Raw genomic sequence first — 25,207 nt, 5'->3', positions numbered from 1 at the left:
GAGGACCTCGACGACTCCGCCGACGACGACCCGCCGACAGACTCCGTCCGAGACCGCATCGCCGACCGAGACTCCCACGCAGTCGCCGACCGAGACGCCCACGCAGACTCCGTCCGAGACCGCATCGCCGACCGAGACTCCCACGCAGTCGCCGACCGAGACGCAGACTCCGCCGCAGACTCCTTCGGAGAGCCCTGAGGAGAGCCCGGCGGAGAGCGAGGAGCCGACGCCGTCCGAGACGGAGTCACAGCCGTCGCCCACCGAGACCGGCACGCCGTCGGAGACCGGCGATCCGTCGCCCTCGTCGAGCGAGGGAACGAACGACGATGAGCAGCCGGCGGCAGCACCGCAGGCCCTCATCATCGATCCCACGGAGATCACCTCGGAAGACTTCCTCAACAAGGGCGTGACCCTCGGCGTCACCGGCGCACAGCCCGGTGAGAAGATCACGATCGTCGTCGAGCACGCCCAGGGCAAGGTCGACCGCTACACGATGTCGAAGGACGCCGACGACGAAGGCAAGGCGACCTTCGGCGTCCAGGCCAAGGTCAAGGCCGTGCTCGGCACGTACAACGTCCGCGTCCAGGCCGAGAGCTTCGACAAGCCCCAGGGCGGTAGCTTCACCGTCGTCACCAACGGCACCGACGTGTCCGAGGACGGCAACGGCTCGGGCTCCGGCGGCGGATCCGGCAGCGGTGACTCCGGCAGCGGCAGCAGCGCCTCGAACGACCTGCCCCGCACCGGTGCCGAACTGACCGGACTCGCGCTCGGCGCGGGACTCCTCGTCGTCGGCGCGGCCGCCGTCGTCATCACCCGTCGTCGCGCCGATGCGGCCGCCGACGATCCTGCGGAGTTCTAAGATCCGTTGAGCACCGAACTGTCCCTGGAGGGGCTGCACCTCGGCAGACGCCCGATCGACCTCGGTCGTCTTCGAGCAGGGACGGTTCTCGGGCTCATGGGCAGCCCGGACAGCATCACCGAGGTGGTGCTGTCCGCGGCGGCCCTGTCAGGCGTCGCGCCTCCCCCACAGATCCCGACCGGATTCCGGTCGGGACGTCTGCGTGTGCGCAGATGGGTGAGAACGTACTTCCGTGCCGCCGGTGCCGATCCCGGGGAGGCGGCACTGGCGGCGGCGTGCACCGAGTTCGGGCTGCCGCCCGAGGCGCTGCGCGGACGTCTCAGCGACCTCGACGCGGGGGCGCGCGCAAAGCTCGTCCTCGCCGCCGCCTGGGCGACGGGCTCCCGGTGGCTGACCTTCATCGATCCCTTCGCGGGCGTGCCCGGCCACATCCGCACCGGCCTGCGGGCACGGCTCGCCGACCTCGCGGCCGCCCAGGGCCGCGGCATCGTCTTCTCCTCTGACACACTCACGGACTTCATCATCGCCGAGGCGGGGGTCGCCGACATCGAGAAGGGCGAACTCGTCGCGTTCGGTTCGCTCGCCTCCGTCGTCAGCGAACCGCGCGGCTCCCTGCCCGCCGAGCTCACCGGGGTCAACATCTGGTCCGGTCTGGCGCGCAAGGGCTGGCTGTCGATCGGCCACTCCGCGGTCCGCGCCCGGACCGAGCTCGACGGGAAGGTCTTCGTCACCCTCTCCTGGCGCAGCGCCCTCGTCTCGCTCGACGAGCACGACCCGGCGTTCACCTCGGCGGCGGTCTTCGAGGCCATCGTCGTCGGACTGCGCGACCGCGGCACCGCGATCCAGGCGAAGCTCTCACCCGTCGACACGGAGATGGGGCTCGCCCTCGACGTCGACCTCGCCGATCTCGCCCGCCTCGGCGGTGGCGGTGCTGATTCGGGCGGTGCCGGCGATTCCGCTGACGGCAGTAGGCCTGACTCCGGTGCCGGCTTCGGGATCCTCCATCCGGGCCTCGGGGCGACGCTCGCGCAGCTGCGCGCCGCGGTCAGGGTCGGCACGCACGTCTTCGTCGAGGTCGACACCTCGGCGCTGCGGGCCTATTCCGTGGAGTGACTCGCCCGTCCGGACCTGGGCCGGGGTGAGCCCGCGCACCGGGGTTGTTCCTGCCGTGATCACGGGCCGCGCTGAACCGCGGTCGAATGGCTCGCGCACCGGGGCCGTGTCTGCCGTGATCGCGAGCCGCGCTGAACCGCTGAGCCGGGCCGCCGCCTCGGCGATCTGGGTGGGATGGGCCGGGGACAGCGACAGGCCGACTGTCCACTAAACTGGATTCGACGCTGTTGCGGTCACCGGTCGGTCTCCGACACGGTCCGCCCCCATCCCCCAAGCCGACGAGGAGAGGCCATGCGCACACCGCGGACACTCCTCATCTCGGCGCTCGTCGTCATCGTCCTCACCGTCGCCTCGGTGCCGCTGCTCAATCTCGCGTTCTACACGCCCGCGCGCACGGTCGAGGCGTACATGCGCGCGATCGAGCAGGGCAATGCCGAACGCGCCTTCTCCTACCTCTCCTCTCCCACTCCGGAGTCGACGCTCGCGCTCAACGGCGACGTCCTCGCCGCGGCCCCCGACCTGCCCCGCGAGGCGAGTGCGGAGACGATCTCGACCGACGGCGACCGGGCGACGGTCAAGCTCAGCTACGTGCTGTCCTCGCAGACGCGGTCGGTCGACCTCACCCTCGTCAAGCTGCCGGCGGCCGCGGGCCTCTTCGATCGGTGGGCGATCGAGCAGGAGGCGTGGCCCACACTCGACCTCGATGTCTCGGGCTCATCGACGGCGACGGTCAACGGCTACAGCGTCTCCGCCGGCACCGTGCCCGTGCTCTTCCCGGCCACCTACCTCGTCGGCTTCGACGCGACGTACCTGACGTCGAAGTCGGAGCGCGCCGAGGTGACCGCCCCCGGCGACACCGCGCAGGTCTCCCTCTCCCCGCAGCCGACCGCGAAGCTCGAGGAGTCCGTGGCGCAGCAGGTCAGCGACTATCTCGCCGGCTGCGTGAAGGCGACGACGCTCATGCCCACGGGCTGCGTGTTCGGGTATGAGACGGACAACGAGATCCTCGGCGACGTCACGTGGTCGATCGTGCGCGAGCCGAAGGTCAGTCTCACGGCCTCCGGCGGCGACCTCGAACTCACTCCGGCCACAGCCGAGGTGCGGATCCAGGGCCGCTACCGCGACATCGTCACCGCGTCCGAGTACGACCTCGATGAGACCCTGTCCTTCGTCTTCGGCGGCTCCGTCGTCGTCCGGGCCTCGCAGGTCCGCGTCGAACCGCGCCGCCTCGGCGAAGTCTCGATCATGTGAGGACGGCGCGGCTGACCGGCTCGTCGGCGCATCCAGGCGCGTGTGTGGACACAGAACCGAGTGAATCGCGACGAACGGCGCGAGATTCCTCGGTTGAATGACCTCGTCAGGCTCCGCGCAGGTCGAGGTCGAGGACGGCCGGAGCCGCCTCGCTCAGCTCGATGGGGATGCCCCAGTCCTGCTGGTAGAGGTGGCAGGCGGCGTGGAGCGGGATCTCCCCGCCGGGTTCGCCGTCGCACGCGGCCGCTCGCGCGGTGACGTGGAGGACGCCCGAGGTGAACTCAGGATCGATGACGATGTCGCGGCTCAGCCCCTCCGCTCCCCCACCGCCGGAGACGATGAGCTCGGGCGGCGTCGACGACACCTGGAGGTACGTCGGGTCGCCCCAGCGGTCGTCGAGCTTCTGACCAGCAGGGACAGTGAAGCTCACGCTGATCGCCACGGGACCGGAGGCGAGTTCGGTCGAGGGCCGCTTGCTCGTCTGCGCTCCCTCATCGACGCGCTGGGCGTCCTTGGGCAGGGTGACGCGGGTGAGCGTGTGGTTCGCCGATTCGACGACGAGGAGTTCGGCGTCGCCGGCAGCGGCGTCGCCGGTGATGGCCGAGTCCGCCTCGGCGTCGCCGGCATGCCCGCCGGTCGCCGGGACGACGAGGATGTCCGAGGGCTCCCGCAGCCCGCGGGCGAGCGTCGTCACCTCGTTCGTCGCGAAGTCGTAGCGGCGGATCGCGCCGTTGTACGTATCGGCGATCGCGAGCGACCCGTCGGGCAGGGTGCGCACGCCCAGCGGATGCTGCAGCCGCGCCTCGGGGGCGGGCCCGTCGCGGAACCCGAAGTCGAAGAGACCGACGCCGACGATCGTGCTCGCCTCGCCGGTGGCCGGGTCGAGGCGGCGGATCGCCGAGGTCTCCGAGTCGGCGACGATGACGTCGCCGTCGGGGTGGAGGTCGAGGCCCGAGGACTGCGCGAACCAGGCGGTCTCGGCGTCGCCGTCGACGAGACCCTCGTTCATCGTGCCCGAGAGCAGGCGGATGCGGCCGCTGACCGGGTCGAACGCCCAGATCGTGTGGTTGCCGGCCATCGCCACGACCACCTCGGCGGTGGAGGGGACGAAGAGGACGTCCCACGGCGAGGACAGCTTGACGTCGAGCGCGGGCCCGTCGTAGCGCCCGAGCGCCCCGTGCGTGCCGCGGACGTTGTCGATCGCGCCGACCATGTGCTGCTCGCCGGTGCCGGCGATCGTCGTCACGGTGCCGGCCTCGAGGTCGATGCCGCGCAGGACGTGATTGACGGTGTCGGCGACGACGAGCTGGTAGCCGACCTGGGAGGCGATGTCGTCGGGGAGGACGGTGATGCCGCCGGGCTCGCTGAACTCGGCGGTTGCGAGGTCGCCGTCGGTGAGTCCGCGGTCTCCCGTGCCGATGCGGCGGACGATGGTGTGGCCGTCGGGGGCGTATTCGACGAGGCTGTGGTGGCCGGAGTCGGCGACGAGGAGGTTGCCCGACGGCAGGACCGTGACCTTGCCCGGGTAGAAGAGCTCGGTCTCCGGTGCCGGCGGGGGCACGTACGGGCCGTCGCCGGAGTGGAGGGTGCCCTTCGCGGAGTGCTCGGCGATGAGGCCCTCGATGATCTCGCCGAGGCCGGCGGCGTGCCCTTCCCCGGAGAGGGTGGCGACGAGGTAGCCCTCGGGGTCGATGACGGCGAGCGTCGGCCACGCGCGGGCCGTGTAGGCCTGCCAGGTGATGAGGTCGGGGTCGTCGAGGACGAGGTGTTCGACCTGGTAGCGCTCGACGGCCTGGTCGACGGCCTCAACGGTGCGCTCGAACTCGAACTTCGGCGAGTGGACGCCGATGATGACGAGCTCGCCCTTGTACTTCTCCTCGAGCGGGCGCAGCTCGTCGAGGACGTGGAGGCAGTTGATGCAGCAGAACGTCCAGAAGTCGAGGAGGACGACCTTGCCGCGCAGGTCGGCGAGGCTGAGGTCCTTGTCACCGGAGTTCATCCAGCGGCGGCCGAGGAGTTCGGGAGCGCGCACCTTGGGTTCGCGCGGGCGGGACGGGGCGGTGGCCTCGGCGGTGGCGTCGTCCGCGGCGGTGGCCGCGGAGCTCTGCGGGCTGGAGTTCATGCGTCCATGGTCTCAGATCCCTCGCCGAGGCGGCAGGGCGGCTGTCATCGTGGGACACAGTGACCGCGTCGATCGGTCGACTGCCGGCGCGTGGTCGACTGCCGGCGCGGGCGGGCAGTTCACGCGGTGGGCCAGCCTACGCGGCCGGGCGGGCACCGAAGACGCTCGAGCCGATGCGGACCATCGTCGCGCCCTCGGCGATCGCGAGGTCGAAGTCGTTGCTCATGCCCATCGACAGTTCGGTCGCAGTCTCCGGCAGGGCACCGGAGTCGATGAGGCGAGCGCTGAGTTCGCGGAGGTCTGAGTAGCTCGGGCGGATCTCCTCCGGCGTCTGACCCGGCAGTCCGATCGTCATGAGACCCCGCAGGCGGAGGCGCTGCAGCGCGCGCACGGCAGTCACCAGCGCCTCGGCGTCCTCCGGCGCGACACCCGACTTCGAGTCCTCACGAGACGTGTTGACCTGGACGAAGACATCGACCGTCCCATCGATGACGCCGAGGCGGTTGTCGATCTTCGTCGCAAGATCGAGGGAGTCGATCGACTGGATGCACTGCGCGTGCCGGAGGGTGTGGTTGACCTTGTTCTTCTGCAGCGGACCGATGAGGTGGGACTCATGGGGCAGGTCGGCGAGGTCGTCGGCCTTCGCGACGAGCTCCTGAACCTTGTTCTCCCCGATGAGACCGAAGCCGTGTTCGAGCGCGACCCGGATCTTCTCCGCCGGCTGGGTCTTGGTCGCGAGCAGGATCTGCACGGCGTCGGCGTCGCGCCCGGAGGCCTGCGCGGCGGCTGCGGTGCGCTCGGCTACCTCGTCGAGGCGGGCGCGGATGTCGGCGGATTCGTCTGCGGTCAGGGTGTCGGTCGAACTCATGCTCCCAGTCTCGCACGAGCGCAGCCGAGCCGCGGCCGTCCAGTCTGTCGGCACCATTGCACGGGCGCTCGACGGTGGTCGCGGGCCTGCGCCGCCCAGGTGCTCATCGTGCGACCCGGATTGCGCGGAGCATCGAGTGCGATTGTGCGCCAGGTTCATGGCGATCTCAGCGCGGAAATCGCCATCAACCCGGCGCACAGTCAGGGTGTCCGCCATGGAGGCGGCGCGCAATCCCGCAACGCGGGTGCGTGTGGACCACCTCAGGCAGCGCGCTGGTCGCTCAGGGCTTCGTCGGCAGGCCGGAAGCCGCGGGGTCGATGTTCTTGATGATCGCCGTCGTGTCGAGTCCCTCGAGGCCTTCGTCGACGAGCTTCTGCAGCTGGGCGTAGACGAGGGAGGCCGCCGGGAGGTCGACGCCCTGGGACTCGGCGCCGGCGAGCGCGAGACCGACGTCCTTGTGCATGAGCGCGGTCGCGAAGCCGGGCTTGAAGTCGTTGTTCGACGCCGCGGTCTCCGTCACGCCGGGCACCGGATACCACGTGCGCAGCGGCCACGAATCGCCCGAGGAGACCTTCGCGATGTCGTAGAACGCCTTCGGATCGAGGCCGAAGCGCTGCGCGAGGACGGCGCCTTCGACGACGCCCTCGAGGCTGATGGCGAGCATCATGTTGTTGACGATCTTCGCCGCCTGACCTGCGGCTTCACCGCCGGCATGGAAGATGTTGCCGGCCATCGGCTCGATGAAGGGCCGCGCCGTCTCGACATCGGCGTCGTCGCCGCCGAGCATGAACGTCAGGGTTCCGGCCTGGGCGCCGGTGACCCCACCGGAGACGGGACCGTCGATGAATCGGAAGCCCGCCTCGGCGGCGTCCTTGTGCAGCTCACGCGCGGAATCGAAGTCGATCGTCGAGGAGTCGACGAGGAGGGTGCTCGTGTCCGCATTCGCGAGCACTCCGTCGTCACCGAGGTAGACGGCGCGGGCATGCTCGCCCTTCGGCAGCATCGTGAAGACGATGTCGGCACCGGCGACCGCCTCGGCGATGGATCTCACCGGGGTGACCCCGTCGCCGCGGCCGCGGTCACGGCGTCCGGCACCACATCGAAGCCCTTGACCGTGTGTCCGGCCTTGACCAGGTTCGCCGTCATCGGTCGACCCATGTTCCCCAGGCCGATCCATCCAATCGTCGACATCGCATGCCTCCTCGCATCAACTGTTCATGTGTTCCCCTTCACATTACGCCAGCAGCGGGCGCGGGGATCAGCCCGGGAAGGCACCTCTTCCGCACCCGCAATGTGCGCGCACGCAGATAGAATGAGGAGACTATGGCCGCTCACGCACCCACCGGTTCCGGCAGGCAGATCTCACCGGAGGATCTGCTCACCCTGCTCGCCGTCGCGCGGCTGGGGAAGTTCACGGCGGCCGCGCACAGTCTCGGGCTCAACCACACGACCGTGTCCCGGCGGATCGCCGCTCTCGAGAAGGCGTACGGCCAGCGCGTCCTCGTCGCCTCGCCCGACGGCTGGGAGCTGAGCACCGCGGGCCGGCAGCTGCTGCCGATCGCTGAGGACATCGAGGCAGCGCTCGGCCGCATCGACGCCCACGAGACCGCCGCGCTGTCGGGGACCATCCGCCTCGCCTGCCCGCAGGCGTTCGCCCTCGAGTTCGCGGTCCCGGCGCTGACATCCCTGCAGCTGCGCCACCCCGGTCTGCAGATCGAGCTCATCACCGCCACGCAGCGCGCCCGGCAGTACCGGTCGGGCGTCGACATCGAAGTCGTCGTCGGCCGGCCGGACGCCCCGCGCAGCGCCGCCAAGCGGATCCGCGACTATCGTCTCCAGCTCTACGCCTCGCAGGAGTATCTGCGCACGCATCCGCAGCCGCGCACGCTCGACGACCTCGCCGACCACCGCATCGTCTACTACATCGAGAACTCCCTGCAGGTCGACGACCTCGACGAGGCGGCCGCGGAGCTGCCCGCGGGCAAGGGGTTCTTCCGCTCCACCTCGGTGCAGGCGCATGTGCTCGCCACCGCCGGCGGGTCGGCATCGGGATCCTCCCGGACTTCACGGCGCGCGGGAACAGCCGACTCGTCCAGGTGCTCCCCGAGCTCTTCTCCAAACGCGTGTCCTATTGGGCGTCGGTGCGCCATGAGGCGCTGCGCAGCGCCGGCGTGCGCGCGGTCCTCGAGGTGCTCTGAGCAGCGCGGTTGCTCTCAGGCGGCAGTCCACCCGCCGTCGACGCTGTGGGCGGCCCCGGTGACGACGCCGGCCGCATCGCTGGCGAGGAAGAGGGCGAGGGCGGCGATGTCCTCGGGCTCGGCGAGCCTCGGGACCGCCGCGTGGCCGAGGAACACCTTCTCGAGCACCTCGTCCTCGCTGATCCCGTTCGTCCGCGCCTGCTCGGCGATCTGCCCCTTGACCAGCGGCGTGAGGACGTAGCCGGGATTGATCGCATTGCACGTCACGCCGTGCGGGCCGGCTTCGAGCGCCGTCGTCTTCGTCAGCCCCATGAGCCCGTGCTTGGCGGCGACGTATGCGGACTTGTTCGCCGAGGCGCGCAGCCCGTGGACGGACGAGAGGTTGATGACCCGTCCCCACCCGCGGGCGTACATCGCCGGCAGCGCGGCCTTCGTCAGCACGAACGGCGCCTCGAGCATGAGCGTCATGATGAGCCGCCACTCCTCGAGCGGGAACTCCGTGATCGGGTGGATGCGCTGGATGCCGGCGTTGTTGACGAGGATGTCGACGTCGATGTCGATCCCCTCGAGCGCCGAGGTGTCGGCGAGGTTGACCACCCAGGCCTGCCCGCCGATGGACTCGGCGACGGCGCCGGCTGCATCGGCATCGACGTCGGCGACGGTGACCGCCGCTCCGGCGGCGGCGAACGCCTCGCACATCGCCTTGCCGAGACCGGAGGCGCCGCCCGTGACGAGCGCCCGCTTGCCGGTGAGATCAACAGTCATTCCTCATCCTCTTTCCTCGATCGGGGGTGCTGTCGGCTGCGCCTCCCGGCCCCGCACGGAGCCGTGCCCGGCCGTGGTCGTCGCCCCGCCTCGGCGAGGGGAGGACGACCACAGCCGCTGGCGACGTCTGCCCGCTCAGCCGGCGACGACTCCGCGGCGGACCTTGTCGGCGTGGTCGAGCGAGTGGAGGTCGATGCCCTTCGTCTCGCGCGTGAAGATCAGCGCGACGAGCGAGATGAGCGCCGCCACCGCGAGGTAGATCGCGATCGGGACCGAGGAGTGGAACTCATCGAGGAGCGCGGTCGCGATGATCGGCGCGAAGGAGCCCGCGACGATCGCCGTGACCTGGTACCCGGTCGAGACGCCGGAGTTGCGCATCCGGGTCGGGAACATCTCGGCCATGATCGCCGGCTGGCCGGCGTACATGAACCCGTGGAAGATGAGGCCGAGCAGCAGGGCGAGGAAGATGAGCCCGGGGTTGCCGGTGTCGTACATCGGGAAGGCGAAGAAGCCCCACGACGCGGTGAGGATGATGCCGATCGCGTACGGCGGTTTGCGGCCGATCCGGTCGCCGAGGGCGCCGATCATCGGCACGAGCAGCGCGTGGATCGCATGCGCGCCGAGGAGGAGGCCGAGGATCTCGCTCGCCTCGATCTGGGCGACGACGGCGAGGTAGGTGATCGAGAAGGTGACGACGAGGTAGTAGTGGATGTTCTCCACCAGCCGCAGACCCATCGCGGTGAAGACCTCACGCGGGTAGCGCTTGAAGACGGCCTTGACGCCGTAGTCGACGCCCTCCTCGATCTCCTCGGCCTGGATCTTCTCGAAGATCGGGGCATCGGAGACCCGGGTGCGGATGTAGTAGCCGATGAGGACGATGACCGCCGAGAGCCAGAACGCGATGCGCCAGCCCCAGGAGAGGAAGGCCTCTTCGCTCAGGGTCGCGGTGAGGACGAAGAGGACGCCGGTGGCGAGCAGGTTGCCCAGGGGCACGCCCGACTGCGGCCACGACGACCAGAAGCCGCGCTCCTTGTCCGGGGAGTGCTCGGCGACGAGGAGCACCGCACCGCCCCATTCGCCGCCGACCGCGAAGCCCTGGACGATGCGCAGGAGGACGAGGAGGATCGGCGCGAGGTAGCCGATCTGCCCGAACGTCGGCAGGCAGCCCATGAGGAACGTCGCGGCGCCGACGAGGATGATCGAGAGCTGCAGGAGCTTCTTGCGTCCGAACTTGTCACCGTAGTGGCCGAAGACGATGCCGCCGATGGGACGGGCGATGAAGCCGACGGCGTAGGTCGCGAAGCCGAGCAGGATCGGCGTGAGCGGATTGTCCGACGGCGGGAACAGGATGTGGTTGAACACCAGCGTCGCCGCTGACCCGTAGAGGAAGAACTCGTACCATTCGACGACCGTGCCGGCCATCGACGCGGCGACGACCTTGCGCAGCTGCGCGCGCACCGACTTCCTCTCCGTGGGGCTCTGTGCACTCATGACTCTCCTCGATTCTCCGATCCGCGCCGCGACTCTGCGGGCTGATCGTGCTGACCTGTCACCGTGTCCGGTGCGGCGGCCGTGGCGAGGGTCTCGGCGATGAGAGCTCTCACGGGCCTGCGCGCACCGTCCTCACCGTGAGCCGGTGATGGCGGTTCCCTCTCAGTGTGCGCCACTTCACAGGCGATTGGGATGCGCAGAGGCGCGAAAACGAGAATTTCCTGTGCATATTCGTGCACAGCGGGTGTGCGTCGTGTGCAGATGAACGCGCCCTCGCCGAGGCGGTCGGACGTCGCGTCCGTCAGCGGAGTCAGGGTGGCGCCGGGACGGCTGCGGCGCCGGAGTGCCGACGCGCTTTGACGTCCCGCCCGTCAGCGCAGGCGCACTGCCGGCGAGGTCATCCGGTCACGAGGACCGGTGACCCGGCGGGGTCAGCTGCGGCGCTGTTCGGCGCGGGAGTCGCTTTCGGCGATCGTCGCGAGCATGTCGTTGTACGCGCGCAGCTCGGCGTCGTTCGTCCGGGCCTCGCGCCGGTCGACCCGTTTGGCTTCGCGATCCGAGGACTTCGACCACTGGAAGGCGACCATGATCGCGAGGAACAGGGTCGGCAGCTCGCCGATGCCCCACGCGATCGCGCCGCCGCGCTGCTGATCCTCGATCGCGGTGTATCCCCAGTCGGTGCCCATGTTGCCGAACCAGTTGCCCTCGATGAGGACTTCGGAGCTGAGCAGGGAGATGCCGAAGAACGCGTGGAAGGCCATCGTGATGAGCAGCGTGAGCAGCCGCAGCGGGTACGGGAACCGCTTGACCCCGGGGTCGACGCCGATGAGCGACTGCGCGAAGAGGTAGCCGGCGCCGAGGAAGTGGAAGATCATCAGCTCGTGCCCGAGGTGGTACTCGAGCGCGTAGCGCATGAGACCCGCGTAGTAGAAGACGACGAGGGAGCCGGCGAAGTTGACGCTCGCGACGACGGGGTTCGCGAGGAACCGCAGGAACGGCGTGTGGACGAGCCAGAGCACCCATTCGCGGATGCCGCGGGAACCGTCGGTGCGCGGGGTCGTCGCCCGCATGAGCATGGTGATCGGCGCACCGAGGACCATGGGGATCGGCACGACCATGACGAGCAGCATGTGCTGGATCATGTGCGCGGAGAACTGCACCTCGCCGTAGACGACGGGGCCGCCGGAGGTGACGTAGATGAGGAGCACCATGCCGACGAGCCAGCAGACGAGGCGCGCGACCGACCAGGAGTCACCTCGGCGCTTGAGATGGATGAACCCGGCGACGTAGGCGATGCCCAGGCCCACGGCGATGACGAGCCACAGCGGGTCGACCGACCATTCGGTGAAGTAGCGGGAGAACGTCGGCTCCGGGGGCAGCGGCTCCCCGGAGAGGATCTCCGAGGGCGTGGGGTTGCCGACCGGCTCCTGGGGCACGGGCGGCTGCGACCGGGCGAGCGCGGCGGCCAGGCCCATGGTCGCGCCGAAGATGACGAACTCGGCGATGATGAGGCGCCAGAACTCCGCCGTCACCGAGGCGACGGTGCCGAGGCGGGCAATGACGTAGCGGCGGTGCCAGAAGCCGATGAGGCCGAGGAGGACCGTGCCGATGACCTTGCCGATGATGACCTGCCCGTAGGGGGTCATGAGGTCGCCGACGGACTGGACGCGCAGGAGCGAGTTGACGACGCCCGAGAACGCGACGAGGACGAACGCGAAGAGCGCGAACGACGAGTACCGGCTGATGATCGTGCTCAGATGCGGTGACTTCGCGAGACGACCGCCGAGAAGGGCGACGACGAGGAGGCCGCCGAGCCAGATCGTGACGCCGAGGAGGTGGAGTCCGATGCTGTTGACGGCCTGGGTGTGGCCCGAGGCCTGCGCGGAGTGGCCCATGAGCGCCATGGGGATCATCACGCCGATGGAGATGAGCCCGGCGAACGCGATGCCCAGGTAGGACCGGGAGCCGAAGCACAGCGTCGAGGCGACGGCGATGAGGACGACGATGAGCGTCCACAGCTGACCGAAGGCGATCTGCGTGACGAAGACGCCGAGCTGGTTGGAGAAGTCGATGTAGGCCTGGGCGCCGACAGTGTCCATGAAGGTGAAGATGAGGACGGCGACCGCGGAGACGGTCCACGCCACCGAGGCGACCTCGGCGATCTTCAGGGACTTCTCCCAGAGCGCGTCGAGCGGCGGCTGGTCGGCCTCGCCGGCCTTCTTCCCGCCCTTGTGCCGCGTGCGACCCTGCGTGCGCGGGAGGATGAGGAGGGCGAAGAGGAGGGACCCGATGGTCACCGACATCGCGACGTTGAAGAGGGACTTGGCCGCGGGAAGCCCGAAGCGGACGACACGGCCGGGGTCGTTGAGCAGCGTCGCCTCGGCGGCGCCGGTGTAGAGCATCGCGAGGAATGCGACGATGAGGCCGACGACCACGACGATGGGCACGGCAGCCCGCGTTGTGAAACCGACGAGCGGTGCAATGATCTTGGAGGTCACTGGTGCCTGCCCGCCGCTGAATCCATAGCCTCAAGGATATCGTCCCGGGGTTCGCCCCTGCCAATTCGCACCCGCCGAGGTGGCGCAGATCTCCCTGGGAATCCGCGCTCAGCGGCACTTGGGGTTCACGGACTCGGTGCCCCGCCTCGGCGAGGGATGCCTCAGCCCGGACAGCAGAAGACCCGGACCGATGATCGATCCGGGTCTTCGTGCGCGTGAAGCGCGAAGGTCACTTCGGGGCGCCGGCGGCAGCCTTGAGCTTCGAACCAGCGGACAGCTTGACGGAGTAGCCGGCCTTGATCTGGATCTCTTCACCGGTCTGCGGGTTGCGGCCCTTGCGAGCGGCACGCTCGGTGCGCTCGACGGAGAGCCAGCCCGGGATGGTGAGCTTCTCGCCCTTGTCGACGACGTCGGAGAAGACATCGAAGACTCCGTCGAGAACATCCGAGACCTGCTTCTGGGTCAGGCCGGACTTCTCGGCAACTTCTGCAACGAGCTCACTGCGGTTCTTAGCCATAAAAGTGTCCTCCTTAGGACAAGTCGGTCGGTTACCGGTCCGTTTTTCCGATAACGAACTTCCTCGAGATTACCAGCTGGACTTCGTGATGCCCGGCAACTCGCCGTCGTGTGCCATTTCGCGGAAGCGGACACGGGAGAGTCCGAACTTGCGCAGGTAGCCGCGGGGGCGGCCGTCAACCTGGTCACGATTGCGCACGCGCACTGGCGAGGCATCGCGAGGAAGCTTCTGCAGGCCGAGGCGTGCTTCTTCACGCTGCTCGTCGGTGCTGTCGGGGTGGGTGAGCTGACGCTTGAGGGCCGCGCGGCGCTCTGCGTAGCGTTCGACGATGACGCGACGCTGCTTGTCGCGGGCGATCTTGGACTTCTTGGCCATGTGCGCTCAGCGCTCCTCTCGGAAATCGACGTGCTTGCGGACGACGGGATCGTACTTCTTGAGCACGATGCGGTCCGGGTTGTTGCGGCGGTTCTTGCGGGTCACGTAGGTGTACCCGGTGCCGGCGGTCGACTTGAGCTTGATGATCGGACGAACGTCTTGTGCCTTCGCCATCAGAGCTTCACTCCCTTGGCAATGAGTTCGGCGACCACGGAGTCGATGCCGCGCACGTCGATGACCTTGATGCCCTTGGCGGACACGTTGAGGGTGACGTTGCGACGCAGCGACGGAACGTAGTAGCGCTTCGTCTGAATGTTCGGGTTGAAGCGGCGCTTGGTGCGGCGCTTCGAGTGGGACACATTGTGTCCGAAACCGGGAACGGCCCCGGTGACTTGGCAGGTTGCTGCCATGACTCTCCTCCAGTTCACAAGTTACCGACTCTCGAAACAAGCCCGAGCTGAACCGGTCGACGGTTCTGGCTCGCTTGCGCCGATGTCGGAAGACATCAACAAATTCTCGCGATGCTGCTGTGCTCACGCGGGCCCGGGCAGGGACGTCGAGGGACGTTCCGGTGGGTCCGAGTCGCAAGCACGCGGCGTTCGCAATGGAAATTGTGTACGCCGAAACAGGCTTGCCCGTTCGGGCGAGATGTCTCACCAGCGCTGAAGCCGTAGCCTGTGAGAGATGGCCGAAGCTGGAGTGCAGCGGTGGGTGAGCACCATGTCGGTCATAGCAGATCCGTCGGGGACGGGCCCGTTACGACACAACAGACATCCAGTTTAGAGACGATCCGGCCTTCAGAGCAAATTCACACGCTCCCCGGATTCGCGGGGCTCGCGCCGAGGCTGCGGGCAGATCGGATCAACGACCGTTGCCGCATGGTGGCGACCGCTGCGCACCCACGTCGCCCGAGTTCGCGCGGATCCCGCGCGCTTCACCGTGGTCGCACGGGTGTTCGCCGTTGTCAGGGGGCCGGCGACGGGCGTCTCGGCGCCGTTCTCAGGGTCCGACCGCCTCGGCGAGGAAGGGCATGCCAGAGCGCCGCGACCGTGTTGAAGACCCACCGAACTCGTGCCAAGGTAAGAAGATGATTGCCACCACATCTGGCACTCTGGAGGACAGATGAGCGACGTTCCACCGAGGCCGCGCATCCGTCCCGCGACCAGTGATGACTGGGATTCGTCCGATCGATCCGGCCGGAGCCCGCAGCCCGGGTCGCAGGGAGCGGATGCCCACTCAGCCGATGCCGAGTTCGACGGTTCGACCTACTACGAATACATCGAACGTCACACCGGTGACCTTCCCCTATCGCGAACTCGTCGGGCCAACGTCTTCGCCCCCGCGGGCAGCTCGCCGTTCCAGGACCATGTCAATGCCGCCGCCAGCGGTGCCCGTGCACGTTCGGTCGGCCATGCAGCCGGCTATGCCCGGCACTCGGGTGCGCCCTCTCAGGGGGCCGGTGTCGGCTCTGACTCAGGCGGGGCAGGGGCCTTCGGGCCCGGCGGTTCCGGGGCGGGCGATTCGAGAGCGGGCGATTCGGGTGCGGCCGGTTCGGGTGCGGCCGGATACGGACCTGGTGGTTATGGTCCCGGCGGCTATGGTCCCCGGGGTTATAGTTCCGGGGGCTACGGCCCGGGGGGTCCGAATTCGGGCATCGGCCAGGCCGTCTCCGACTCCGGCCCGCGCAAGGGATCGGTTACGAAGGTCGTCATCGTCATCGCCGCGATCCTCGCGGTTCTCGCGCTCCTCGGCTATTTCGGAGCGCGCTGGCTCGCCCCCGAATCCGGCACAGTGCCCGTCGACGTCGGCGGCGAGGAATCGGCCTCGGCAGCGCCGACGCCCTCGGACGAACTCGTCCAGCCCACCGGGACCCCGGAGGAGGAGCTCGACGGCTTCGTGAAGTCGGGCACCGAGGCGGCCGCCGGCCTCGAAGGCCAGTGGGTGACCCAGGTGAGCGCGAAGAAGGTCGGGCTCGAGGCCGACGGCAAGACGTGGTCGGCGCAGGACATCCTCGACGAGTTCAAGGCGAACCAGGTGAAGTATCCCGGGTCGATCCTCATCTACAGCGGCGACTGGAGTGCCTACAAGTCCGGCGACTACTGGGTGACGGTCGTCGACACCGGCTACAGCGATGCGAAGCCGGCGCTCGACAAGTGCCGTTCGTGGGGTCTCGACCGCGACCACTGCCTCGCCAAGCGACTCGTCAAGAACGGCGAGTACTCCGAGGACAACAGCGCCTACCTCGACAGCTGACACCACGGCACGTCTCGTGCACAGCGGCACGGACAACCCGCAGCGGCGCGCCCTCCGCGGAGCGTCACGGCCCGGGGAGAGGGCCACGTCCTTCGTGGAACGGCACGCCCTACGCGGAGCATCACAGACTACCCGCAGCAAGACGTCCTACGCTGCGCGGCAATGACAACCCGTGGCTTCGCACGCCCTCCGCTGAGCGGCAAACACAACCCGTGGCTTCGCTCGCCCTCCGCTGAGCGGCAAACACTACCCGTGGCTTCGCGCGCACTACGCTGAGCTCCGCAACCGTCGCGTCCACGAGGGGTCTGTGGAGCTCAGGGTAGTGGTCGGCAGAGTCCGCCTCCCCCAGGTGCCAGAATCATCAGCCCCCGGCATTCAGCGACGCACCTGCCGCGAAGCCGGCAACCCGGAACGGCTCGCCCTCCGCTGAGCGGCAAACACAACCCGTGGCTTCGCACGCCCTCCGCTGAGCTCCACATCCGTCGCGTCCACGAGGTGTCTGTGGAGCTGAGGGTAGTGGTCGGCGGAGGCCGCCTCCACCAGGCGAGCGAAGCCGCCCATCACCTCGCGCGCGGGGTGATAGGCGGCTCCAGCATCGCCCTCAGGCCAGGAGGACGCTCGGATCCTCAAGGCCGCGGCCGACGTCGGCGAGGAACTTCGAGATGATCTCGCCGTCGACGACACGGTGGTCGGCGCTCACGGACAGAGTCGTGATCTCACGCGGCACGATCTCGTCGTCGACGACCCACGGCTTCTTCCGCACCTGCCCAAAGGCGAGGATCGCGGCTTCGCCGGGGTTGATGATCGGCGTTCCGGCATCGACGCCGAAGACGCCGACGTTCGTGATGGTGATCGTACCTCCTGCCTGGTCAGCAGGCGGAGTCTTGCCCGAGCGAGCCAGGGCCGTGAGCTCCTGCATCTCCTGCGCCAGCTGCGTGAGGCCCATCGTGTGCGCGTTCTTGATGTTCGGCACGATGAGTCCGCGCGGCGTGGCCGCAGCGATCCCGAGGTTGACGTACTTCTTGACGACGATGTCATCGCCCTCGAGCGTCGAGTTGATCCGCGGGTTCCGCGCAACCGCCCAGGCCACCGCCTTCGCGACGATGAGCAGCGGGGACACGCGCACATCCTCCCCGAGGACCTTCGACGCCTTGAGACGACGGACGAACGCCATCGTCTCGGTGACGTCGACGTCGAGGAATTCGGTGACGTGCGGCATCGTGAACGCCGAGTCGACCATCGCCTTGGCCATCATCTTCACGACGCCCTTGAACGGGATCCGCTCTTCGAGGGCGTCGTTGTCGACACTCGCCGAGGCGGTCGCCCCAGCCGCGGTCGCCCCAGTCACAGCCGGTGCCGCGGTGCCGTCGGCCGCGGCCTGGACATCGGCGCGCGTGACCTCACCGCGGGATCCGGTCGGCGTCACCGATGCGAGGTCGATGCCGAGGTCCTTCGCGAGCTTGCGCACCGGAGGCTTGGCCAGCGGCTTGCCCGCCGAGGCGGTCTCGGCCGACGCAGCCGCACCATCGGACGCGGCCGGCCCGGCTTCAGGCTGCGCGGGCGCAGGCGCGGCGGGAGCGGAAGACTGTGCCGTGCCCGAGGTCTCCGAGGCACCCGACTGCGACGGGGCGACCGCCCCGCCCTTGCGCGGACGGCGCTTCGATGAGGCGGCCTTGGCGCCGTACCCGACGAGGGTGGCACCGCCTTCGTCGTCGCTGGTCACAGCACCGTCAGAGGCCGGGGCGGTCGCCTCGGCGTGCGGTGCGCTCATCGCCTCCGCGCCCGCGCCGGCATCATCGGCACCTCCGAAGCGGATGATCGGGGTCCCGACCTCGACGGTCTGACCCTCCTCGACGAGGAGGGCGCCGACGGTCCCGGCCTGCGGGCTCGGGAGTTCGACGAGGGACTTCGCGGTCTCGATCTCGACGAGGATCTGGTTGACCGTCACCTCGTCGCCGGGTGCCACCTTCCAGGACACGATGTCCGCCTCGGTGAGGCCTTCGCCGACGTCGGGAAGAGGGAATTCGAACGCCATTCTTGCTTCCTTTCGTCAGTAGGCCAGGGCCCGGTCGACACCGTCGAAGATGCGATCGAGATCGGGCAGGTAGTGCTCTTCCATCCGCGAGCCGGGGTACGGCGTGTGGTAGCCGCCGACGCGGATGACCGGGGCTTCGAGGTTGAAGAAGCAGCGCTCGGAGATGCGGGCGGCGATCTCCGACCCGAGGCCGAGGAACGTCGGTGCCTCGTGGGCGACGACGAGGCGACCTGTCTTCTGGACGGACTTCTCGATCGTCGTGAAGTCGATCGGGTTGAGGCTGCGGAGGTCGATGAGCTCGACGCTCTTGCCCTCCTCGGCGGCGGCCGCGACGACATCGGCCGCGGTGGGCACGAGCGGCCCGTAGGCCACGAGCGTGACGTCGGTGCCCTCGGACACGACGCGGGCGTCGTGCATGCCGAGGTCCTTCGCCGAGGTGTCGACGTCCCCGCGCTGCCAGTACCGGCGCTTGGGTTCGAAGAACATCACCGGGTCGTCGCTGCGGATCGCCTCCTGGATCATCCAGTACGCGTCGTTGGCATTCGACGGGCTGATGAGCTTGAGTCCCGCATGGTGGGCGAAGACGGTCTCGGGGCTCTCCGAGTGGTGCTCGGGCGAGCCGATGCCGCCGCCGTAGGGCACGCGGATGACCATCGGGATGCGCTCGTTGCCCAGGGTGCGGTTGTAGAGCTTGGCGACCTGGGTGACGATCTGGTCGTAGGCGGGGAAGATGAACGCGTCGAACTGGATCTCGACGACGGGCCGGTAGCCGCGGATCGCCATGCCGACCGAGGTGCCGACGATGCCGGATTCGGCGAGCGGCGCATCGATGACGCGCTGCGGGCCGAAGTCCTTCTGCAGGCCCTCGGTGACGCGGAAGACGCCGCCGAGCTTGCCGATGTCCTCACCAATGAGGACGACCTTCGGGTCGTCCTCCATGGCCTTGCGCAGACCGGCTGTGATCGCCTTGGAAAGCGGAAGTTTCTCCATCAGGCCTCACCTGCATCGGCGAATGAGGACTGGTACGCGAGGTACTCCGCACGTTCCTCATCGACGAGGGGGTGAGGTTCGGAGGTGACGTGAGCGAACATCTCGACACCGTCGGGGTCTTCCATGGTCATGCAGTTGTGGCGGATGCGCGCGGCGAGCGTGTCCGCCTCGGCGTCGACCTCGGCGAAGAACGACTCATCGGTGTCCGAGTGCTTCTCGAGGTAGGCGCGCAGACGGGTGATCGGGTCGCGGTCGGCCCAGATCTCCTCTTCGGCGCGGTCGCGGTACTTCGTCGGGTCGTCGGCGGTGGTGTGCGCACCGCGACGGTACGTGTAGGCCTCGATGAGCATCGGGCCGTTGCCGGAGCGCACCGAGTCGAGGCTCGCGCGGGCCACGGCGTACATCGCGATGATGTCGTTGCCGTCGACGCGGATGCCGGGCACGCCGAATCCCTCGCCGCGCTTGTAGAGCGGGGCCGGGGTCTGGACGTTCGTCGGCTCGGAGATCGCCCACTGGTTGTTCTGGCAGAAGAAGAGCACGGGGGCGTGGAAGGCGCCGGCGAAGGTCAGCGCCTCCGAGACGTCGCCCTGCGAGGTCGCACCGTCGCCGAAGCACGCGATGGCGACCGTGTCGCGTTCGAGGTCACCGGTGCCGACGTCGCCGTCCATCGACACGCCCATGGCGTAGCCGGCGGCGTGGAGGGTCTGCGAGCCGATGACGATCGTGTACGTGTGGAAGCGGTGCTCCTGCGGGTCCCAGCCGCCGTGGTTCTGGCCGCGGAAGATGCCGAGCAGCGTTTCGGGTTCGACGCCGCGGGTGTACGCGAGGCCGTGCTCACGGTAGGTGGGGAAGACGAAGTCCTGGGGGCGGGCGGCGCGGCCCATGCCGATCTGGGCGGCCTCCTGGCCGAACATCGGGGCCCACAGTCCCAGCTGACCCTGGCGCTGCAGGGCTGCGCCCTCCGCATCGACGCGGCGGACGAGGACCATGTCCCGGTAGAACCCGCGCAGATCCTCATCGGTGAGCTCTGCGGCGAAGGCGTCGTACTCGCCCGAGGCAACGCGGTTGCCGTCCTCGGTGAGCATCTGAATCATGCGAGGCTCCGCTGACTGACTGTGGGCAGTCCCGGATCCCACTGAAATGTTCGAGGTCATTTCAGCTCTCCTTATTCTCAAGGTCCATACAGCACCGGAGGTGACCGGTGGCGGACAGTGTGCTGCGGGCAACGCCTCTGGTGGAAGGAATCGCCCTCGCGTGATCTGATTCACAGGTACCCCTACGATACAGAATCAGGGGTGCCCGTGCCACCGCCAGGGTGCTGTCGGCACCGCTGCGAACCGGTGGTCCGCATCGACGTCGAAATGCATCGGTCGTGGTCAGCCTACGGATGGCACCGATGGCCTGGCGGGCGTCGCCAAAGCCCGGAGGCGGAATTGTCGATCTTCGCCGAGGTGGTTGGGAGTCCGACCACCGCACATGAAAGAGTCGCATGTCGAAGGGTCGCCTGTCAGACGGTGTCGGCAATCCCGTGCCTCTCACCTCCGCTTCCGCTTGCCCTGGTAGTCCCTCGTCTCCGTGATGTCTCCGGAGAAGAACCCGGCGTTGCGGGTGGTGAAGCGCCGCAGAGCCGGGTGTCCGGCACCGACCATGAGGGCCAGGGAGGCCGAGTACGCCGCAGAGGAATGCGCGGCGCCGGCCGAGGAGAACATCTCGTCGAGTTCGGCGTCGGACTTGTCGGCGAGGTTCGGGGCCTTCCGCAGCTCGTCGGGGTCGTAGTCGACGGTGATCGTCGTCCAGCGGTCCCGGGCGGGGTCCTCGTTCCCGTCGAGGTCGGGCACGAGGTCCTGTTCGTGTTCGATGGCGAGCACGTCGACGCTCTCGTCGATGGCGAAGTCGGAGATCGGGGCGCCGACGGTGACGAGTGCCGTGACGTTGACATCAGCGAGGAATGCCGGATCGGCGGCGAGGGAGCCGGCGGTGATGCCGCCCTGGGAGTAGCCGACGAGCATGACCTCGGCGTCGCTGCCGATCCCGGCGTCGGCGATCGCCTGCCGGACCATTTCGCGCATCACGGTGTCGTTGCCGGCCATGCCCTCGACGTTCGTCGTCAGATCCGTCGTGTTATCCCCCGGCTCCGGCGACCAGTCGGTGGTGGCCGGCACGTAGACGATGTAGCGGGTCGTGCCGTCGGGTGACCTCACCTCCTCGATGCGCACCTGTCCCGAGTCGACGCCGCGGTGCTGCGCGGCCTCCCTGCTGTAGAGCTCGGCGACATCGGCCGGCGGCTGCGCATGGGCCGGGGTGAGACCCTCCGCCTTCCACACCTCGACCTCGGAGGGGGTGAGGAGGCCGACGAGGTTCGCCGCGGCGAGCACCCAGGCGGTCATCGATCCGGAGTCGTGGGGCCACAGGGTGGTGTCGCTGTCGACGGCGAGCAGCTGCGGCGGCAGACCGAGGAACCCGACGACCATGCCGGGCAGGACGTGTTCGATGACGGCGCCCGTGGCGTCCGAGTTCTCGAACACGAGGCGGGTGAGGTCCTCCTTGAGCCGATCCGTCGTCTGCGCGAGGTCGATCCCGAACTGTCGCTCGACGAGGTCGTCGGCACCGACCGCGTCGAGGACCGTGGCCGCGGCGTAGACGGGGATCCCGACGACGACCGCCGCGGGGATGACGACGGGCAGGCTGATGGCGATGACACGGCCGGTGACGTAGCCGAGCCCGTCGAGGAGGCCGCCGAAGACCTCGCTCACCCCCTTCTCCGCCTCCCGGTAGGCGAGCGCGGCCGTCCGGATCGCGAGCGTCGTGGCCTCGAGTTCGAGGAGGACGACGGTGAGCTGCTGGTGGTAGACGAGCCGTGCGCGATCGAGGTTGAGGGCGGTCAGCGGCGAGGGCACCTGGGTGAGCAGGGTGGCGAGGTCGAAGTCGGCGACAGCACCGGCGGCATTGAGATCGCCGATGCGCCGGACGATCCGTTCGAGGTCGGTGCCGCTGAGCTCGGCCCGGTCGTCGATCGTCATCCGCCCGCCGCCGCGGGTGCGCGTCGCGATCATCGGGCCGCCTCCTCGGTGCGGCAGAGCTCGGCGAGGGTGGCCGCGATGAGCATCCGCACCGCCTCGGCGCCGACGTCCTCCATCTCAGCCACGGTCACTCCGGCCGTGCCGCGCTCGAGGAGCGGACGGTGCCAGGAGTCGCCCTGCCGGTGGAGGAACTCCATCCCGGACCGGTTCCGCACCCCGGCATACGTGAGGGTGAGGACGCAGTCACCGGTGATGAGGTCGGTGAGCTCCTCACCGACGACGGCGAGATCGGTGATGTCGAGGCGGCGGAGGAACTCGAACCCGGCGAAGTCGGAGAAGTCCGTGCCGCGCAGGGCGAGCATCGCCAGGGCGGTGTCGGCACAGCCGGCGATCTCGAGGGTGAGAGCGGCGTCAGCGCCGCCGACGGCGATGCCGAGCCGGAACCGCGTGAGGTTGAGTTCGCTCGCGAAGCCGGCGAGCCAGGCGGAGAGGACGTCGAGGTCGCGGGGTCGGACGACGTCGGTGGGATGTTCGCGCAGGCCGGCCGCGGTCGGGGTGACGACCATTCCCGCCGAGGCGGTCGCCCGAGATCCGGTGGCGCCGGCACGGTCACCGGTGGGCAGCAGCTGCTTCGGCCACAGACAGCGCAGGCGGTGGGGCAGCCGGCGGATCCGCTCGAGATCGACGGTGATCCACCGGGTGCCGAGCACGCTGTCCTTGGCCGCCGCCCGGTCGTGGTTGAGCACGTGCCGGGACGCGAGCAGCCGCTCGGCGGCGCGGTGTTCCTCGGCACTCCCGTCTGCGGCGTGCCCGTGGCCTGCCTCCGCCACGATCATCCCCTCCCTCTCACAATTGGATCCGTCCGCCGACGGAGACGACCTGCAGATGGAGGTCGTACGCTTCGGCGAGATCGTCGGCCCGGTCGGCGAGGCCCGCGATCGCCTCGGCGCACGAACCGAGCCGGTCGACGAGCATCCGGCCGGCGGGCGAATCCCACCCGTCGATCTGCCGGGCCGCGGTCGCGAGCGAACGCAGCTCATTGGCCCGCTGCCGCCACCCGTCGCGGCTGGCCGCGAGTTCGTCGGTGATCATCGCTCCATCCCCTTCCCCGGCACGAGCCGTGTCCCCGTTGGTCGCGCGAGGCCAGTGCGAGCCGCGCTCCTGTCAGCGGCGCGAGCACCATGCCCGTCCCCTGCACGAGAAGACCTGCACGAGCCCAACGCCCGATCCTGTGCCGGCACCCTAGGAGACCGGAGCGCTTCCGCTGAAGACCCCGCGTCGCCACTGTGGACAGCGACTGAGCGTCCACAGGCCCCACGCACGCGAGTCCCCGCGCCGTCCACAGGCACCGACCCGTGAGTGAGCGGTTCCGTGCCCGTGAGCGGACGGCTCCGGGCCCGTGAGAAAATGAGGTCATGCCGACCGTTTCACTCGCTGAAGTCTCGCCCGCCATCGCCCTCGGACCGCTCGACGGCCGTTACCGCAAAGACACCGCTGACCTCGTCGATCACCTCTCCGAGGCCGCCCTCAACCGCAACCGCATCCGGGTCGAGGTCGAATGGTTCATCCACCTCGCGCAGAACTCCGTGATTCCCGGCGTGCGCACCCTCACCGAGGCGGAGGTCACGGCCCTGCGGAAGTGGGCCGAGGGGTTCGACGCGGATACGATCGCCACACTGGCCGCCCATGAGGCGGTCACCGTGCACGACGTCAAGGCCGTCGAATACACAATCAAGGACGCGCTAGTGGCGATCGGCGCCGAGGACCTGAGCGAACTCGTCCACTTCTGCTGCACCTCGGAGGACATCAACAACCTCTCGTGGGCGCTCGGCATCAAGGGCGCCACCGAGGAGGTCTGGCTCCCCCGCGCCCGTGCCCTCATCGACACCCTCGCCGAGACCGCCGAGAGCCTCGCCGAGGTCCCGATGCTCGCCCACACGCACGGCCAGCCGGCCACCCCGACGACGATGGGCAAGGAGCTCGCCGTCTTCGTCCACCGCCTGCGCCGCCAGTACGAGCGGATCGCCGCGACGGACTTCCTCGGCAAGATCAACGGCGCCACCGGCACGTACTCCGCCCACCTGGCCGCGGTGCCCGGTGCGGACTGGCCGCAGATCGCCCGCACCTTCGTCGAGGGCAGCCTCGACCTCACGTTCAACCCGCTGACCACGCAGATCGAGTCGCACGACTGGGACGCCGAGCTCTTCGCCGACGTCTCCCGGTTCAACCGGATCGCGCACAACCTCGCGACCGACATGTGGACGTACATCTCGATGAACTACTTCAAGCAGATCCCCGTCGCCGGCGCCACCGGCTCGTCGACGATGCCGCACAAGGTCAACCCGATCCGCTTCGAGAACGCCGAGGCGAATCTCGAGCTCTCATCGGCACTGCTCGATTCGCTCGCCGCGACCCTCGTCACCTCGCGGATGCAGCGTGACCTCACGGATTCGACCTCGCAGCGCAACATCGGCGTCGCGTACGGCCATTCGGTGCTCGCGCTGAACAACCTCGTCAAGGGCCTCGGTCAGCTCGCGATCAACGAGGACGCCCTGGCCGCAGACCTCGATGCGAACTGGGAGGTGCTCGGCGAGGCGATCCAGTCGGTGATGCGCGCCGCCGGCCTCCAGGGCGTGCCCGGCATGGAGAACCCGTACGAGAAGCTCAAGGAGCTCACCCGCGGCAAGCGCATCCACCAGGCCGATCTCCAGGAGTTCGTCGCCGGTCTCGGTCTGCCCGCAGAGGAGACGGCCCGTCTCACCGCGCTCACCCCGGCGACCTATGTCGGGCAGGCTGCTCAGCTCGCCCGCGACGAGGTGGCCGCGTGGAAGGCGACGTCTCCCGCCGCCTGA

General features: G+C 68.9%; 20 protein-coding genes and 2 pseudogenes. 6 read left to right on the top strand and 16 right to left on the bottom strand.

The features are described from left to right. The 3 genes from AC2W7K_RS01275 to AC2W7K_RS01265 form a co-directional block, all read left to right on the top strand. The coding region (locus AC2W7K_RS01275; RefSeq protein WP_486005674.1) for an LPXTG cell wall anchor domain-containing protein at positions 1-859 on the top strand (859 nt) is incomplete at its 5' end. Positions 860-865: 6 nt separating this feature from the next. Further along, positions 866-1,972, top strand: a complete 1,107-nt coding sequence (locus AC2W7K_RS01270; RefSeq protein WP_344250375.1) for an ABC transporter — start codon at positions 866-868, stop codon at positions 1,970-1,972. A gap of 291 nt (positions 1,973-2,263) precedes the next feature. Continuing rightward, positions 2,264-3,223 carry a hypothetical protein gene (locus AC2W7K_RS01265; RefSeq protein WP_211978598.1) on the top strand — a complete coding sequence of 320 codons (960 nt, stop codon included), beginning with the start codon at positions 2,264-2,266 and terminating at the stop codon, positions 3,221-3,223. 106 nt (positions 3,224-3,329) lie between these two features. On the opposite strand, the gene AC2W7K_RS01260 is transcribed toward AC2W7K_RS01265, so the two are convergent. The 3 genes and pseudogenes from AC2W7K_RS01260 to mmsB form a co-directional block, all read right to left on the bottom strand. Then, positions 3,330-5,345 carry an NHL domain-containing thioredoxin family protein gene (locus tag AC2W7K_RS01260; RefSeq protein ID WP_344250373.1) on the bottom strand — a complete coding sequence of 672 codons (2,016 nt, stop codon included), beginning with the start codon at positions 5,343-5,345 and terminating at the stop codon, positions 3,330-3,332. A 136-nt stretch (positions 5,346-5,481) separates the two neighbouring features. Beyond that, the gene (locus AC2W7K_RS01255; protein WP_344250371.1) at positions 5,482-6,213 is read right to left on the bottom strand and encodes a YggS family pyridoxal phosphate-dependent enzyme; all 732 of its coding nucleotides are present in this window, start codon (positions 6,211-6,213) and stop codon (positions 5,482-5,484) included. 280 nt (positions 6,214-6,493) lie between these two features. Beyond that, positions 6,494-7,404, bottom strand: a pseudogene (gene mmsB / locus AC2W7K_RS01250) (3-hydroxyisobutyrate dehydrogenase). A 132-nt stretch (positions 7,405-7,536) separates the two neighbouring features. On the opposite strand from mmsB, the pseudogene AC2W7K_RS01245 reads away from it, so the two are divergent. Then, positions 7,537-8,172: pseudogene (locus tag AC2W7K_RS01245) on the top strand (LysR family transcriptional regulator); the annotation flags it as partial. A 254-nt stretch (positions 8,173-8,426) separates the two neighbouring features. On the opposite strand, the gene AC2W7K_RS01240 reads toward AC2W7K_RS01245, so the two are convergent. The 7 genes from AC2W7K_RS01240 to rpmB form a co-directional block, all read right to left on the bottom strand. Then, on the bottom strand, positions 8,427-9,176 hold the full coding sequence (locus AC2W7K_RS01240) for a 3-hydroxybutyrate dehydrogenase (RefSeq protein WP_198499946.1): 750 nt from the start codon (positions 9,174-9,176) through the stop codon (positions 8,427-8,429). A gap of 135 nt (positions 9,177-9,311) precedes the next feature. Next, the gene (locus tag AC2W7K_RS01235) at positions 9,312-10,667 is read right to left on the bottom strand and encodes an MFS transporter (RefSeq protein ID WP_269780026.1); all 1,356 of its coding nucleotides are present in this window, start codon (positions 10,665-10,667) and stop codon (positions 9,312-9,314) included. A gap of 431 nt (positions 10,668-11,098) precedes the next feature. Next, positions 11,099-13,114 (bottom strand): bifunctional copper resistance protein CopD/cytochrome c oxidase assembly protein, encoded by a 2,016-nt coding sequence (locus AC2W7K_RS01230; RefSeq protein WP_344250366.1) that lies wholly within the window; start codon positions 13,112-13,114, stop codon positions 11,099-11,101. A 280-nt stretch (positions 13,115-13,394) separates the two neighbouring features. Beyond that, positions 13,395-13,682 carry an HU family DNA-binding protein gene (locus AC2W7K_RS01225; RefSeq protein WP_137824957.1) on the bottom strand — a complete coding sequence of 96 codons (288 nt, stop codon included), beginning with the start codon at positions 13,680-13,682 and terminating at the stop codon, positions 13,395-13,397. A 69-nt stretch (positions 13,683-13,751) separates the two neighbouring features. Further along, positions 13,752-14,057, bottom strand: coding sequence for a 30S ribosomal protein S14 (gene rpsN / locus AC2W7K_RS01220; RefSeq protein ID WP_009376593.1), 306 nt, complete (start codon positions 14,055-14,057; stop codon positions 13,752-13,754). Between the two features lie 6 nt (positions 14,058-14,063). Next, positions 14,064-14,231: a 50S ribosomal protein L33 gene (gene rpmG / locus AC2W7K_RS01215; protein WP_035756283.1), complete on the bottom strand. Its 168-nt coding sequence runs from the start codon at positions 14,229-14,231 to the stop codon at positions 14,064-14,066. Next, on the bottom strand, positions 14,231-14,467 hold the full coding sequence (gene rpmB, locus AC2W7K_RS01210; RefSeq protein ID WP_137824956.1) for a 50S ribosomal protein L28: 237 nt from the start codon (positions 14,465-14,467) through the stop codon (positions 14,231-14,233). The genes rpmG and rpmB overlap by 1 nt, the downstream gene beginning before the upstream one ends. A gap of 712 nt (positions 14,468-15,179) precedes the next feature. On the opposite strand from rpmB, the gene AC2W7K_RS01205 reads away from it, so the two are divergent. Continuing rightward, positions 15,180-16,310, top strand: coding sequence for a protein kinase (locus AC2W7K_RS01205; RefSeq protein WP_344250360.1), 1,131 nt, complete (start codon positions 15,180-15,182; stop codon positions 16,308-16,310). 601 nt (positions 16,311-16,911) lie between these two features. Here AC2W7K_RS01205 and AC2W7K_RS01200 read toward each other — a convergent pair. From AC2W7K_RS01200 to AC2W7K_RS01175, 6 genes are all read right to left on the bottom strand, one after another. Continuing rightward, positions 16,912-18,345 carry a dihydrolipoamide acetyltransferase family protein gene (locus AC2W7K_RS01200; protein WP_344250358.1) on the bottom strand — a complete coding sequence of 478 codons (1,434 nt, stop codon included), beginning with the start codon at positions 18,343-18,345 and terminating at the stop codon, positions 16,912-16,914. A 15-nt stretch (positions 18,346-18,360) separates the two neighbouring features. Then, the gene (locus AC2W7K_RS01195) at positions 18,361-19,335 is read right to left on the bottom strand and encodes an alpha-ketoacid dehydrogenase subunit beta (RefSeq protein WP_140954883.1); all 975 of its coding nucleotides are present in this window, start codon (positions 19,333-19,335) and stop codon (positions 18,361-18,363) included. After that, positions 19,335-20,429: a pyruvate dehydrogenase (acetyl-transferring) E1 component subunit alpha gene (gene pdhA / locus AC2W7K_RS01190; protein ID WP_249356690.1), complete on the bottom strand. Its 1,095-nt coding sequence runs from the start codon at positions 20,427-20,429 to the stop codon at positions 19,335-19,337. Before pdhA ends, AC2W7K_RS01195 begins: the two co-directional genes overlap by 1 nt. 441 nt (positions 20,430-20,870) lie before the next feature. After that, positions 20,871-22,388 carry a hypothetical protein gene (locus tag AC2W7K_RS01185; protein ID WP_344250351.1) on the bottom strand — a complete coding sequence of 506 codons (1,518 nt, stop codon included), beginning with the start codon at positions 22,386-22,388 and terminating at the stop codon, positions 20,871-20,873. Continuing rightward, the gene (locus AC2W7K_RS01180) at positions 22,385-23,191 is read right to left on the bottom strand and encodes a hypothetical protein (protein WP_344250349.1); all 807 of its coding nucleotides are present in this window, start codon (positions 23,189-23,191) and stop codon (positions 22,385-22,387) included. Before AC2W7K_RS01180 ends, AC2W7K_RS01185 begins: the two co-directional genes overlap by 4 nt. 10 nt (positions 23,192-23,201) lie before the next feature. After that, positions 23,202-23,447: a hypothetical protein gene (locus AC2W7K_RS01175; protein WP_137824949.1), complete on the bottom strand. Its 246-nt coding sequence runs from the start codon at positions 23,445-23,447 to the stop codon at positions 23,202-23,204. A gap of 323 nt (positions 23,448-23,770) precedes the next feature. On the opposite strand from AC2W7K_RS01175, the gene purB reads away from it, so the two are divergent. After that, positions 23,771-25,207 carry an adenylosuccinate lyase gene (purB, locus tag AC2W7K_RS01170; protein ID WP_344250346.1) on the top strand — a complete coding sequence of 479 codons (1,437 nt, stop codon included), beginning with the start codon at positions 23,771-23,773 and terminating at the stop codon, positions 25,205-25,207.

It is taken from the genome of Brevibacterium sp. LAARM2_SD2 (genome assembly GCF_057364785.1).
The sequence above is the reverse complement of the archived record's forward strand: the minus strand, read 5'-3'. Positions and strand labels throughout refer to the sequence as shown.

Bases quoted from the DNA above. Each gene is read 5' to 3' on its own strand.
- AC2W7K_RS01235 (WP_269780026.1), bottom strand. From the start codon at position 10,667: ATGAGTGCACAGAGCCCCACGGAGAGGAAGTCGGTGCGCGCGCAGCTG.
- AC2W7K_RS01200 (WP_344250358.1), bottom strand. From the start codon at position 18,345: ATGGCGTTCGAATTCCCTCTTCCCGACGTCGGCGAAGGCCTCACCGAG.
- AC2W7K_RS01205 (WP_344250360.1), top strand. From the start codon at position 15,180: ATGAGCGACGTTCCACCGAGGCCGCGCATCCGTCCCGCGACCAGTGAT.
- AC2W7K_RS01225 (WP_137824957.1), bottom strand. From the start codon at position 13,682: ATGGCTAAGAACCGCAGTGAGCTCGTTGCAGAAGTTGCCGAGAAGTCC.
- purB (WP_344250346.1), top strand. From the start codon at position 23,771: ATGCCGACCGTTTCACTCGCTGAAGTCTCGCCCGCCATCGCCCTCGGA.
- rpsN (WP_009376593.1), bottom strand. From the start codon at position 14,057: ATGGCCAAGAAGTCCAAGATCGCCCGCGACAAGCAGCGTCGCGTCATC.
- AC2W7K_RS01180 (WP_344250349.1), bottom strand. From the start codon at position 23,191: ATGATCGTGGCGGAGGCAGGCCACGGGCACGCCGCAGACGGGAGTGCC.
- AC2W7K_RS01265 (WP_211978598.1), top strand. From the start codon at position 2,264: ATGCGCACACCGCGGACACTCCTCATCTCGGCGCTCGTCGTCATCGTC.
- AC2W7K_RS01195 (WP_140954883.1), bottom strand. From the start codon at position 19,335: ATGGAGAAACTTCCGCTTTCCAAGGCGATCACAGCCGGTCTGCGCAAG.
- pdhA (WP_249356690.1), bottom strand. From the start codon at position 20,429: ATGATTCAGATGCTCACCGAGGACGGCAACCGCGTTGCCTCGGGCGAG.
- AC2W7K_RS01240 (WP_198499946.1), bottom strand. From the start codon at position 9,176: ATGACTGTTGATCTCACCGGCAAGCGGGCGCTCGTCACGGGCGGCGCC.
- AC2W7K_RS01185 (WP_344250351.1), bottom strand. From the start codon at position 22,388: ATGATCGCGACGCGCACCCGCGGCGGCGGGCGGATGACGATCGACGAC.
- AC2W7K_RS01175 (WP_137824949.1), bottom strand. From the start codon at position 23,447: ATGATCACCGACGAACTCGCGGCCAGCCGCGACGGGTGGCGGCAGCGG.
- rpmB (WP_137824956.1), bottom strand. From the start codon at position 14,467: ATGGCAGCAACCTGCCAAGTCACCGGGGCCGTTCCCGGTTTCGGACAC.
- AC2W7K_RS01260 (WP_344250373.1), bottom strand. From the start codon at position 5,345: ATGAACTCCAGCCCGCAGAGCTCCGCGGCCACCGCCGCGGACGACGCC.
- AC2W7K_RS01255 (WP_344250371.1), bottom strand. From the start codon at position 6,213: ATGAGTTCGACCGACACCCTGACCGCAGACGAATCCGCCGACATCCGC.
- rpmG (WP_035756283.1), bottom strand. From the start codon at position 14,231: ATGGCGAAGGCACAAGACGTTCGTCCGATCATCAAGCTCAAGTCGACC.